The sequence below is a fragment of the Streptomyces sp. TRM70350 genome (assembly GCF_019219825.1).
Lineage (GTDB): Bacteria > Actinomycetota > Actinomycetes > Streptomycetales > Streptomycetaceae > Streptomyces.
This window is the reverse complement of sequence record NZ_JAHUXH010000010.1, coordinates 176,333-188,229: the sequence shown is the minus strand read 5'-3', so window position 1 is coordinate 188,229 and position 11,897 is coordinate 176,333. Positions and strand designations below refer to the sequence as shown.

Here is an 11,897-nt window from a genome sequence, read left to right as displayed (position 1 = left end):
CGCGACGCTAGAACGCCGACCCCGACTCAACGGTGACCGCGCTTACACTCCGCCGCCCGTGTCGTCGGCCGCTTGCAGGGCCCGCCGGAGCTGATCGACTTCGGGCGCACCGTCCGGGCCACTGGGGGTGCGGTAGATCCGGCAGGCCACCGACGGGGAGGCGCCCGGCTCGGCGAACGGGTCGCGGCCGTCGATCAGGATGGTCGGAGAGCCGGTGAACCCCGACCGCTCGGCCTCGGCCTGGTCGGCGATCACGCGCGTGGTGAACCCGGCGCCCACCAGCCCGGCGCCCTGCAGCGCCTGCCGCAGCCGATTCTCCGCAAGCCGCTGGTGTGGGCACCCGGGCACCACGAGAACTTCGAGTTCCATGTCTCCAGGATCGCGCGCCCGGGCCGATGGGGAGTACGAACCGTCCACCGCTAGGAGCGAGGGTCGCTCGCCGGAACAGCGTCCTGTTGCGCCGCCCGCCGTTCCACGGCCCAGCGCCGCAGGGCAAGGGCGAAGCCGACGCCGGCTATCAGCGCGGGAACGGCCAACTCCATCGCCAGTGACGCCATCCAGTCGGGGTTCATCCGCCGCGTCATGCCGCTGGTGTACTGACAGGTCGCCTGGGGTGGGAAAAAGCTGTACTCCAGGGTCCTTGGCGCATTGGTTCCCCAGTCCGCTCCTGCCGAGCAGACCGAGGACGGTCCCGCGAACAGCTGCCATCCGGCCAGCGCGTAGACCATGACGAACACGGAGCCGGTCACGAAGAACGCCGTCCCCGTGCGGCTGAGCTTCTCGGCCCTCGACATGGGCACCACCAGTTCGCCACCGAGCCGCGGATCGAAACACTCCGCGATGAGGGCCACGAGCAGGCAGACGACCATGACCAGCAGGCTGCCCCAGAGCAGTACGCCGAGCACTCCCTGGCCGCCGATCGAGGAAACCTCTCCGTGCTGGAACTCGCAGATGGTGGCCGGTGGAAACGCCTGATTCCGCACCCGCACAAGTCGGCCCGGCCCCTGCGTCAGCCCCTGCATGCACCGCTCGTCGAACTCCAGCATGCCGACCAGGGCGACCCCTGAGCCAACCACCACAGCACCGAACGAGATCCCTGCCCCGGCCCATAGGCCGCCCGTCCGGTAGCCACCATGCGTACGCGAGTTCGACATCCGCGCACAGTAACCGACCGCGTCGATTCAGTTCCTGCCGTTTCACCCATGAGCCTCACTCTGTGACCGCACTCTGCTGTGCGGTGTTCATCCGGTCCCGTTGCTGCGCAACCGGCGGCGCTGGGCGAGGCGGATGATGTCGTGTGCGGTGATGATGCCGGTGAGGTGTCGGCCGTCCAGCACGAGGATCGGCAGACCGCCCGGCGAACGGAGGTTTTTGAGGGCGTCCTCCAGGAGGTCGTCCGGTGCGCAGGTGGTGCACCGCGACAGGGGAGTCGCCACGTCGCGCAGGCGCAGCCTCTCCCGCTCCGGCGCCGGGACACGTGCCAGCTGCGGCAGCCGAAGCAGGCCGCTGGGGCTGCCGTCGAAGTCCAGCAGGGGCAGCGCCGAGTGGCGGGCGTCGATCGCGGGATCGTCGATGAATCGCTGGACGGTGATCCAGTCGTGGGCCGTCTCGACGGGGCTGGACATGGCGTCGGCGGCGCGGAGCCCGCTCAGTGCCGAGGCCAGGGATGCCTGTTGCAGCTCGGCCTTGGCGGCGATCACGACGAAGAAGCCGATGAGGGCCAGCCACAGTCCGCTCCAAGCGCCGCCCAGGAACGAGATCCAGCCGAGGACGATCAGCAGGACGCCGAGGATCTGTCCGCTGCGGCCGGCCGTCCGCTCGGCCCGCTCCCGGTCTCCGGTGCGCCACCACATCACGGCCTGCACCACCCGTCCGCCGTCGAGCGGGGCGGCGGGCAGGAGATTGAAGACCCCCAGCACAAGGTTGGCCCAGCCCAGCCACACCAACACGGCCGCGGGCAGGTGCCAGCCCGGTCCCGCGCTCAGTCCCGCACCCGCAGCGAGCGCCGCTCCACCGGCGATCAGACTGGTGAACGGTCCGCTCACGGCAACGAGGAGGGCTGCCCCCGGAGCGGGGGGTTTCTCCATCTCGGTCATGCCCCCGAGCGCCCAGAGCGTGACGCTGTGGACGGGGATGCCCTTGCGCCGGGCCGTGACGGCGTGCGCCGACTCGTGCGCCAGCAGGCTCAGCAGGAGCAGCAGGGCGCCGGTGAGCCCGGCGACCGTGTAGGCGGTCGTGGACCGTCCCGGGAGCCAGGCGGGCAGCGTCCCGCCGGCCAGGCCGTAGCCGAACAGGAAGACCAGCAGCGGCACGGTCCAGTGGACGCGCAGCGGGATCCCGGAAACCCGTCCGGCGGGTAGCGAGTTCTTCATGACGAGGTCGCCGCAGTCTGCGATCAGACGGTCTGGAAGCGGCGGAGGCGAACCGGCTCCCCGGTCGGCAGGAAGGGCTGACCCGCGGGGAGGCACCGGGGTATGCCGCCGGGGTCCGGGCGGCGCCGGCGTGGCGCTGTCCTCGGTGGGCAGCGGCGCTGGGACTGTACGGAAACCCCCGGCACCATGCCCTTCGGCGGTGGCGGGTCCCTGTCGCCCTGGTGCGAACTGCTGTTGAGCACCGCGGTGAGGAAGAGACCCAGCGCGGCGATGACGGCGAGGACCGTGGCGGCGGTGCGCCGCCAGTCGTGCTGCTTCTCCTTCTCCTCATGGCTCTGGGCGGGCTCTGCTTCGGGCTCCTCGGGGAACTGCTCGTTGAGCGCGTCCATGGTCGCGGCGAGGGCGGGATCGTCCTGGGCGAGACGTCGTTCGAGCTGTGCGAGGACGCGTTCCTCGTCCATCTCGGGGTTCATGCCAACCTCCTCGAAGCCTTGCGGGAGCGGGCCGGAACGAGCCAACGGGGTTCGAGTGCGTCACGACTTGTCCATGGTGAGCCTCTCCGCGCCCGACTTCTCGGCGCCGACGGGGGTCTGGGGCTGGCGGAACATGTCGATGAGACGGAGGATCTCCATCGGCAACGGGAAGATGAGGGTGGAGTTCCGCTCGGCGGAGATCTCCGCCATGGTGGACAGGATCCGCAGGTGGAGAGCGGCGGGGTGGCCTTCCAGACGGTCCGCGGCGTCCGCCAGCGTCTCGGCGGCCTCGTACTCGCCCTTGGCGTGGATGACCTTGGCACGCCGGTCACGCTCGGCCTCGGCCTGGCGGGCCATGGCGCGCCGCATCGGCTCGGGCAGTTCGACGTCCTTGACCTCGACGAGGGTGACCTTGACGCCCCAGGGGTTGGTGACCTCGTCGATGATGCGCTGCAGCCGCTGGTTGATCTCGTCGCGGTTGATCAGCAGTTCGTCGAGGTCGACCTGTCCGAGGATGCTGCGCAGTGTCGTCTGGGCGATCTGGGAGGTGCCTTTGATGTGGTCCTCGATGGCCACGACGGAACGGTTGGGGTCGACGACGTTGAAATAGGTCACCGCGTTCACCCGTACGGTGACGTTGTCCTTGGTGATGACGTCCTGCGGCGGGATGTCCATCGTGACGGTCCGCAGGGACACGCGGACCATGCGGTCGACGACGGGGATGATGACGAACAGCCCCGGTCCCTTGGCGCCGATGATCCTGCCGAGCCGGAAGATCACTCCGCGTTCGTACTCGGGCACGATCTTCACTGCGGCCATCAGCAACAGGAGCAGGACGGCTGCGCCGATGACGATGCCGAGGAGTCCTGAGTTCATGATCCGTCCTCCGGTGCCCTGTGCGGTCCGCCATGGGCGGCCTCGGCGCTCTCGACGATCAGGCCGAGGCCGTCGAGGTCCACGAGGCGGACGTGCTGTTCTTCGGTGACGGGGGCCGTGCGGCCGCGGGCGGCCGACCACGCGCCGTCGAGCAGGACCCGTCCCCGCTCGCCGTCCACCCGGCGTACGACGGCCTCGCCGCCCAGCAGTCCTTGTGGCCGACCGCCGAGGTGGTGGTCACCGCGGAAGAGCAGGATCATCCCGCCCGCGGCGAAGACGCCGACCCCGGGCGTGAGCACATCCGCGGCGGACAGGGCCGCGGCCGGGATCAGCAGGAGCGGGCCGCCGACGTGGAACGGCAGCACGCTCAGCGCGACGAAGCGGGGGACGAGCAGGACGGCCCCGATGACGCCGCCGGCCCCCGTGCCCGGGGCTGCACCGACCACGACGCGGCGGCCGTCCAACTCGGTGAGCGGGGCTTCGCGCGACGGCGTCACGAGGCCGACCACGTCGGCGCGCACGGCCTTCCGGTCGGACACCGACGTGCCCTCGCCGTCGCGCCCGGCGAGGCGCGGTCCGCTCCTGAGGTGGTCGGCGGCGACGGGGGTGATGATGCCGTCGACCCTTGTGAGGAGCACGCTCGGTGTCCGGGCAGCGCTCATCGCGGGGGCGGCGAGCCTCCGGACGAGACCGGTGGGGCGGATTCGGGGCACGGGTGCGGTACCCCCTGGTTCCTGACGCTGAGCGACTCACCATTCCGGACTACCCGGCGGACCTGCGCGGATACGGGCCGCAGCGAGCCATCGGCGGACATCTTCAGGTGCGCCAGCTTGCTGAGGGTCGGCAAAGTGAAGGCGCACTCGAAGCCCGCCGAGCGGACCTTGCCCGGCGCGCATGCGTCTGCCACCGGTGGACCCCCTGGACGGGCGGTTGGGCGGCAGCCGACCGCACACCGCCTGTCGGCGGAGCGGGACGCCGTGGAGGAGTTGGTGCTGTGCTGTTCCTGCCGGCCGTCCACGCGCTGGTCGCCGCGGCGATCCCCTGGTGGGCCGACTGCACGCCGCGGCCAAGGCCCAGACGTTCGGACTGCTGCTGATCCTGGTGGGAACGGCGGTGCAGATGCCTCTCCGTCATGCCCCGGTGCTGCTGTTCGAGATGGTCCGCAACGACTCACCGGTACCGCCGGACTGGCGCTCCCGCGAGGTGCACGACGCCCTCGACCTGTGCCTGGCCTGCAAGGGCTGCAAGACGGACTGCCCGGTCAACGTCGACATGGCCACCTGCAAGGCGGAGTTCCCGCACCACCACTACAAGGGCCGACTGCGGCCCCTCGCGCACTACGAGCGTCCGGCGCCAGACGCCGATCGCACACCTCTGCGCCGACCCGTGACAGGCAGCACGAACGCGACAGGCTGTGACGCCTACGGGGCAGGCGTGCTGTCGGGGGCGGCGGGTGCTCGACCCGGGGTGGCGGGACGTCGGCGGCGCAGGACCGCGCCCCCGACGAGCAGAGCGGCGACGAGGGTGGCGATGGCTCCGGGGCCGATGGTGTCCAGGGCGTCGGCCAGGGTGCGTTGGACCGTCCCCGCGGCGTCGATGACCGGGTCCTGGGTGGCCGGGTCGTGCTGGACGCGGATCTCGTACCAGCCGTAGTAGGAGACGTAGGCGCCGACGATCAGGATCAGGGCGCCGCCGGTGCGCGAGGCGAGCGAGCCGAGGCGGCGCAGACCGCTGACGCGAGCGGACCGGGTAAGGGCGACGGACAGGGCGGCGGCGCCGACGATCAGGCCCATACCGGCCGCGTAGGTGGTGAACAGGGTGATGCCGTCGAGGGTGGATCCGCTGCGGAAGGCGGAGACGACGATGGCGAGGAAGGGTGCGATGGTGCAGCCGAGGGAGGCGATGGCGTAGGCGGCGCCGAACAGGGCCATCGATCCTGCGGAGCGGGTGACGGTGGGGGCGCGGCGGAGTTTGGGCAGCAGGACGGGCAGGTCACGTCCGGTCAGCAGCCAGATGCCGGCCAGGGCGAGCAGCAGGCCGAAGGCGATGGTGAACCAGGGCAGGTGTTGTTGGACCTGGCCCGCTGCGGGGGCGACGGCGAGCCCGAACAGCGCGAAGACGGCGGCGAATCCGGCGGTCATGGCCGCGGTGGCGGCGAGCGCGCGGCGGATGGCAGCCGTGCGGGTGGGGGAGTCGTCGCCCAGGACGAGCAGGGAGAGGTAGGCGGGCAGGAGGGCGAAGCCGCAGGGGTTGACGGCGGCGAGCATGCCCGCGGTCAGGGCGAGGGCCAGGGGCTGGTCGGACATGGCGGTTCAGCCGACGAGCGGGCCGACTTTGCCGGCGAGGCCCTTGCCGGCCGGGAGGCTGCCGGTGAAGACGGTCCTGCCGTCCTTGTCGAGGATCACGTAGACGCTCTGCTGGGTGATCTCGAACTTCTTCCAGATGTCCCCGGCCTCGTCGGCCAGGTTGGGGAAGGTGCCGACCCCGGTGTCGCCGACGAAGTCCTTCATGGCCTGCGGCGTGTCGAGTCCGGCCACCCCGATCACATGCGCCTGGCCCTCGAACTGCTCGGCGACCTTGGCGGTTTCGGGCCCCTGTGCCTTGCAGGTGGGACACCACGGTGCCCAGAACCACAGCACGGTGGGCCTGCCCGCCAGCGTGGCCGCGTCGAACGGCTTGCCGTCCACGGTCGTGCCGGTGAACCGCAGCGCCTGAGGGACCGCCGCGGTGCCGGGCCCTGCCTGCGCCGACCCGGACGGCGAACCGGTCCTCGCCGTGGCGTCGCTGGGGGATGCGGTCTCCTCCGTACCGCAGCCGACGAGGGTGAGCGCGGCGGCGGCCAGCAGGCCGGGGAGGATCAGGCGGGCACGCATGACGAGACGGCTCCTACGGGTCGGGTCGGGGTCGGCTGAACTGTAGGCGGGCGGCAGGCGGTGTGGACGGGGGCGGGTGCTTACGGTTCGGTGACGTCAGCCCGCGTGGTCGGCGAGCCGTTCGGCGTCGAGGACGGTGATGCGGCCCCGGGCCAGGCGGATCAGGTGCTGGTCGGCGAAGTCGCGCAGCACCTTGGTGGTGGTCTCGCGGGAGGTTCCGGCCAGTGCGGCGATCTGCTGGTGGGTGAGCGCGATCTGCGGACTTCGGGCCCCGAGCACCCTGGGGCGGGTCTCGGCCGCGAGAGTCAGCAGGGTGGTGGCGATGCGCTGCGGGACGGACTTGAAGACACTGTCGGACAGGCGCTGTTCGAGGTCGGTCACGCGGCGGCCGAGGATCTCGGTGATCCGGGCGGAGATTCGCGCGTCGGACAGCAGGAAGCGGTGGACGTCGGCGCGGCGCATCACACAGACGGTGACGTCGTCGAGGGCCTCGGCGAAGTTGTCGTACATCCGCTGCCCGAGCAGCACCATCTCGCCGAAGATGGTGCCCGGGCTGATGATCGCGCAGGTCAGGGCGCGGCCGTCGGCGGAGACCCGGAAGATCCGCACCCGGCCCTTCTTGAGGATGAACAGCACCTCGGAGGGCTGGGAGGGCGAGTAGAGCAGTTCGCCGGCGCCGTAGGTCTTCATCGGGGCCGCGACGGCGATGGCGTCCATCTCCGCGTCGCTCAGATCGCGGAAGATGTCGACCTCGGAGATGCACCAGGTCTTCTCGGCCTCGTCACCGGTGTGGTTCATGTGATGTGGTTCCTCGCGTCGTCCCGGGGCCATGGCGGGGGTGAGGCGCCCCACGCCGGGCTGGTCGGCGCGCCCGCGCCGTCGGCCAGACAGTAGTCGTCCGGGGCACCCAGGAGAGGTTCGGCACCCCGGAGCGGCGAGCCGGGATCAGGTGTCGACGCTGGTGGTAGCGGCGTCATGCGGTGGTCCGGCCGGTGTGCCCGCCCGCCGTCCGGGCGACGAGCGAGAAGGTGAGGCCGGCCAGCAGGCCGAAGACGAGGTGGGCGCCGAGGCTGGAGGGTGGACAGCCGCCGGACGGTGGCGTGTGCAGTGTCCCGGGGGACTGCGGTGGTGACGTTCGCGGGTCTGGCGGCGCCGGGGCCGGTGCCGCGTCGGGTGGCGGCGTTGCTGGGTCCGGCTCCGTTGATGCGTAGCTGGCCGTCGGTGTTCACGTCGGTGGGCTTGGCGGCGTGGGGTGCGGCGGCGGGCACGGCCGTGTCCGCGATGTCGTCGGCGAACTCCGCGGTGACCATGTTCTTCATCCTGCACGCCGCGACACCCCTCTGAGCGGGGATGGGTGCCGCTGAGAGGCCGACTCGTGCGGTGGCAGTGGGCCTTGGCGATCTCCTGCAGCACGCTGACCTTGCCGAAGTCGAAGTCGGCGGTGAGCTTGTCGAGGTCGTCGCCGTACCTCGTTGGTGGCGATCAGCGGGGCGGGGAGTCCGGACTCTCCGCCCCGCTGCCGATGCCAGGTCAGCCTTCCTCTTCCTCCTCGCCCTCGAAGAAGTCGCCGACCTCGTCGACGACTTCGGCCGCGACCATGCCGCCGACGACCCCGACCGCGAGCCCGGCAGCGCCCGCGGCGACGGCCGTGCCCATGCCGGGGCCGGAGCGGTGGCCGTCATGAGGGTGGTGATCGCCGTGGCCGTGACCGTACGCATACGGGTCGCCGTGGTGGCCGTAGGCGGCGCGATGCTCGACCAGCTGCCGGATCCAGCCGTCGACGATGCCGTTCCAGTCCTGGTGCTCGACTCCGTCGTGGGCGACGGTGAAGCGGGTCAGTGCGTCGCGGCCGGAGGAGAGGAGGCCGCCGCGCTTGTCGGCCTCCAGGACCACCTCCATGCCGCCCGGGTTGGCGAGGAAGGTCACCTCGATCTCGTTGACCTGCCCCGCGTACTGCGGCGCCGGGGTCAGCTCGATCTCCTGGTAGAAGGGCAGCTGCTGGCCGGTGCCGCCGACGCGCCCGTACTCCAGGTCCGCGGACCTGAAGCCGAAGCCGAGCTGTCCGAGCGCTTCGAGGATCGCCTCCTGCACGGGCAGCGGGGCGATGTTCAGCTGGTCCAGGTCGCCCTTGTCCTTCGCGCCCGCCACCGCCAGCTCGGTGCGCACACCGAGGACGACGCCCAGGTGCTGCCCGTACAACTCGGTGACCGGCGTCTCCCAGGGCAGCGCCACGGTGAACGGGACGCTGTGCCGCTGTCCCGCGCCGAGCCGGAAGCCGCCGCCGACGGTGAACCGCTCGAAGGCGACGACACCCTCGCTCTCCCCGCCGTCGTGCTCGGCCTCGACCCGCGCGACCAGCTCCAGGGTGATGTGCTCGATGTCGAAGTCGGCGTCTGCGCCCATCAGATGGACCTGTCCGGTCAGCGTGCCGCCGGGGCGGGCGGCTCCCGGGTCGAGGACCGTGTCGACCGTGGGCCCGCCCACGCCGAGCGATCCGAGCAGTCGCTTGAACACCATCGTGGCTTCGGCTCCTTGATACGTGCGTGCGTTTCGTTCAGGTGCGGCGCCGCGCACCGGGGCCCGGGCCTGCCGCGATCCTTCTACAAGCGAGTAGAAGCATAAGCTGATGAAGGCAGGGAAGGGCGCGGTCCGCGCAGGCGCGTCGGGAAAGGCCGAAAACGGATGCCTGCGCCGAACTGGGCGCCTGCCGTGACCCTGTGAGCCCCGGCCTCACAGAATGGGTTTTGCGGATCCTTTACAGTGGGTGTAGAAGCAGGTCATCCTGCTTCCACCCACTGCTTTGTACGCCTCTTGAGTAAGGAGCGACGGTCCCCCGATGGGTGAGCCTCCCAGTACCAGCCGTGCCATTCCCCGCCTGACTCATGTGACTGAGGGAGCGGGGGTGGCGCGGTGACCGAGGTCCTGCTGCTCCTGCTGGCCCTCCTCCTCACCTTGGCCTGCGCGGTGTTCGTCGCGGCCGAGTTCTCCCTGACCACCGTGGAGCGCGGTGAGCTGGAACGTGCCGCCCGGGCCGGTGAGCGCGGCGCCGAGGGCGCGCTCAAAGCCGTACGGCGGCTGACTCTGCAGCTCTCCGGTGCTCAGCTCGGCATCACCGTCACCTCGCTGGTGATCGGCATGCTGGCCGAGCCGTCGCTGGCCGCCCTCCTGCGGGGCCCGCTGAAGGCGCTCGGCCTGGGCGGCGCCGCCTCACCGGTGGCGACGGTGCTGGGCGTGGCGGTCTCCACCGTCGTGCTGATGGTCGTGGGTGAGCTGGTGCCCAAGAACTGGGCGATCTCCCGGCCGCTGGCGGTCGCGAAGGTGGTGGCGGGCCCGCAGCGCGGCTTCACGGCCGCCTTCGGCCCGTTCATCCACCACCTGAACAGCACCGCGAACCGTTTTGTGCGCCGCTTGGGCCTGGAGCCCGCCGAGGAGCTGGCCTCCGCCCGCACCGCCGAGGAACTGGGTGCGCTCGCCCGGCACTCGGCGGCCGAGGGCGCGCTGGAGGCGGACTCCGCCGAACTGTTCGTCCGCACCCTGCACCTGAGCGAGCTCACCGCCGAGAACGTGATGACCCCGCGGGTCGACGTCAAGGCCCTCGAAGTGCACGCCACGGCCGCCGATGCCGCGAACCTGACGCACGCGACCGGACTGTCCCGCTTCCCGGTCTACCGCGACAGCCTGGACGAGGTCGTCGGCACCGTCCACATTCGCGACGTCCTCGCCCTGGAGCCGGAGAAACGGGCCGTGACGCCGGTCATGGATCTGGCCACCGAGCCCCTGCTGGTGCCGGACAGTCTGACCGCCGACCGGCTGCTGGAGCGGCTGCGCGCCAGTCGCACCATGGCCGTGGTCATCGACGAGTACGGCGGCACGGCGGGCGTCGCCACGGTGGAGGACATCGTCGAGGAGGTCGTCGGCGAGGTCCGCGACGAACACGACCCCGTCGAGGTGCCCGACCTGGTGCCCGCCCCGGCGACGAGGGACGGGCGCGCGGTGTGGGAGGCGGACGGCAGTGTCCGCATCGACCAGCTCACGGAGATAGGACTCGTCGCGCCGGAGGGCCCGTACGAGACCGTGGCCGGACTGATCGCCACCGGCCTGGCCCGCATCCCCGCCAAGGGGGACGTGCTCGACCTGGAGGGCTGGCAGCTCACCGTGCTGGAGGTGGAGCACCACCGCGCCGACCGGATCCGGATCACCGAGCCGGTCGTGACCCCCGCGGTACAACTCGCGGAGGAGGTCCGATGACGACGCTGCAGCTCGCCATCGGCGCCCTGACCCTGCTGACCAACGCCTTCTTCGTCGGCGCCGAGTTCGCTCTGGTCTCCGTGCGCCGCAGCCAGATCGAACCGCGCGCCCGGGCGGGCCACAAGCGGGCCCGGATGACCCTGTGGGCCCTGGAGCACCTCTCCCAGATGATGGCCACCGCCCAGCTCGGCATCACTGTCTCCTCGCTGGTCCTGGGCGCGGTCGCCGAACCGGCCATCGCGCACCTGATGGAGCCCGCCTTCGAGGCGGCCCACGTCCCGCATGCCCTGGTGCACCCGATCGCGTTCGTCATCGCGCTCACGCTCGCCACGTATCTGCACATGCTGATCGGCGAGATGGTGCCGAAGAACATCGCACTCGCCGCACCCGTGCCCAGCGCGCTGCTGCTCGGCCCGCCCCTGGTGGCCCTCACCCGGGCGCTGCGGCCGTTCGTGTTCGGCATCAACGCCTTCGCCAACACCCTGCTGAAACTGCTCCGCGTCGAGCCGAAGAACGAGGTCGAGTCGGTCTTCACCGACGACCAGCTGGCCCGCATGGTCGTCGACTCCAGCGAGGCCGGGCTCCTGTCGCCCGCCGACGGCGAGCGGTTGCGCGACGCGCTGGAACTGGGCACCCGCCCGGTCGGCGAGATCCTCGTCCCGGCGCAGCGGATGCGGACCGTGGACGCCTCGATCACCCCCGCCCGGCTGGAAAGGGTGGCCGCCGAGGCGGGCTACTCCCGCTTCCCGGTCACCGGCGCCGACGGCACCCTGCTGGGCTACCTGCACATCAAGGACACCCTCGGTGTCACCGATCGCGACCGCCCGTTCCCGCGCGGCGTGCTGCACCGGGTCACCCGGGTCCGCATCGACACGCCGCTGGACGACACCCTCACCGCCCTGCGGGCCGAGGGCAGCCACCTCGCCGCCGTGCTCGGCGAGAGCGGCACGGTGATCGGCTTCGTGACGATGGAGGGCGTCCTGTCCGAGCTGGTCGGACCGGCGGCGCCGACCGCCGTGTGACGGCCCGGCCGGGTGCTGATCCACCCTGCCCCC

At 71.3% G+C, this 11,897-nt stretch carries 12 protein-coding genes and 2 pseudogenes; 4 read left to right on the top strand and 10 right to left on the bottom strand.

What is annotated here, in order from left to right; translation table 11 throughout:
- Window positions 1-42: 42 nt before the first annotated feature.
- The 6 genes from KWI83_RS18385 to KWI83_RS18360 form a co-directional block, all read right to left on the bottom strand.
- Window positions 43-369, bottom strand: coding sequence for a hypothetical protein (locus KWI83_RS18385; protein WP_218515434.1), 327 nt, complete (start codon window positions 367-369; stop codon window positions 43-45).
- A gap of 50 nt (window positions 370-419) precedes the next feature.
- Window positions 420-1,046: a hypothetical protein gene (locus KWI83_RS18380; protein ID WP_256362442.1), complete on the bottom strand. Its 627-nt coding sequence runs from the start codon at window positions 1,044-1,046 to the stop codon at window positions 420-422.
- Between the two features lie 195 nt (window positions 1,047-1,241).
- Entirely contained in the window at window positions 1,242-2,372 is a 1,131-nt protein-coding gene (locus tag KWI83_RS18375; protein WP_218515432.1) for a site-2 protease family protein, read from the bottom strand.
- Window positions 2,373-2,395: 23 nt separating this feature from the next.
- On the bottom strand, window positions 2,396-2,845 hold the full coding sequence (locus KWI83_RS18370; RefSeq protein ID WP_218515431.1) for a DUF3040 domain-containing protein: 450 nt from the start codon (window positions 2,843-2,845) through the stop codon (window positions 2,396-2,398).
- Window positions 2,846-2,905: 60 nt separating this feature from the next.
- Entirely contained in the window at window positions 2,906-3,721 is an 816-nt protein-coding gene (locus KWI83_RS18365) for a slipin family protein (protein WP_256362441.1), read from the bottom strand.
- On the bottom strand, window positions 3,718-4,359 hold the full coding sequence (locus KWI83_RS18360; protein WP_308122098.1) for a hypothetical protein: 642 nt from the start codon (window positions 4,357-4,359) through the stop codon (window positions 3,718-3,720). Before KWI83_RS18360 ends, KWI83_RS18365 begins: the two co-directional genes overlap by 4 nt.
- Before the next feature lie 256 nt (window positions 4,360-4,615).
- On the opposite strand from KWI83_RS18360, the pseudogene KWI83_RS40330 reads away from it, so the two are divergent.
- Window positions 4,616-4,837, top strand: a pseudogene (locus tag KWI83_RS40330) (monovalent cation/H(+) antiporter subunit G); the annotation flags it as partial.
- A gap of 305 nt (window positions 4,838-5,142) precedes the next feature.
- On the opposite strand, the gene KWI83_RS18355 reads toward KWI83_RS40330, so the two are convergent.
- From KWI83_RS18355 to KWI83_RS18345, 3 genes are all read right to left on the bottom strand, one after another.
- The gene (locus tag KWI83_RS18355; protein ID WP_218515430.1) at window positions 5,143-6,027 is read right to left on the bottom strand and encodes a cytochrome c biogenesis CcdA family protein; all 885 of its coding nucleotides are present in this window, start codon (window positions 6,025-6,027) and stop codon (window positions 5,143-5,145) included.
- A gap of 6 nt (window positions 6,028-6,033) precedes the next feature.
- Complete coding sequence (locus tag KWI83_RS18350; RefSeq protein WP_218515429.1) at window positions 6,034-6,594, bottom strand: redoxin domain-containing protein; 561 nt, start codon at window positions 6,592-6,594, stop codon at window positions 6,034-6,036.
- Between the two features lie 96 nt (window positions 6,595-6,690).
- Window positions 6,691-7,392, bottom strand: coding sequence for a Crp/Fnr family transcriptional regulator (locus KWI83_RS18345; protein WP_256362440.1), 702 nt, complete (start codon window positions 7,390-7,392; stop codon window positions 6,691-6,693).
- 279 nt (window positions 7,393-7,671) lie between these two features.
- Here KWI83_RS18345 and KWI83_RS18340 point away from each other — a divergent pair.
- Window positions 7,672-7,938 (top strand): annotated as a pseudogene (locus tag KWI83_RS18340) (M56 family peptidase); the annotation flags it as partial.
- Between the two features lie 186 nt (window positions 7,939-8,124).
- On the opposite strand, the gene KWI83_RS18335 reads toward KWI83_RS18340, so the two are convergent.
- Complete coding sequence (locus tag KWI83_RS18335) at window positions 8,125-9,111, bottom strand: sporulation protein (RefSeq protein WP_218515428.1); 987 nt, start codon at window positions 9,109-9,111, stop codon at window positions 8,125-8,127.
- Window positions 9,112-9,504: 393 nt separating this feature from the next.
- Here KWI83_RS18335 and KWI83_RS18330 point away from each other — a divergent pair, with 393 nt between their 5' ends.
- A complete protein-coding gene (locus KWI83_RS18330) occupies window positions 9,505-10,842 on the top strand; it encodes a hemolysin family protein (RefSeq protein ID WP_218515427.1) in 1,338 nt (445 codons plus the stop codon).
- Window positions 10,839-11,864 carry a hemolysin family protein gene (locus KWI83_RS18325; protein ID WP_218515426.1) on the top strand — a complete coding sequence of 342 codons (1,026 nt, stop codon included), beginning with the start codon at window positions 10,839-10,841 and terminating at the stop codon, window positions 11,862-11,864. Before KWI83_RS18330 ends, KWI83_RS18325 begins: the two co-directional genes overlap by 4 nt.
- Window positions 11,865-11,897 lie beyond the last annotated feature (33 nt).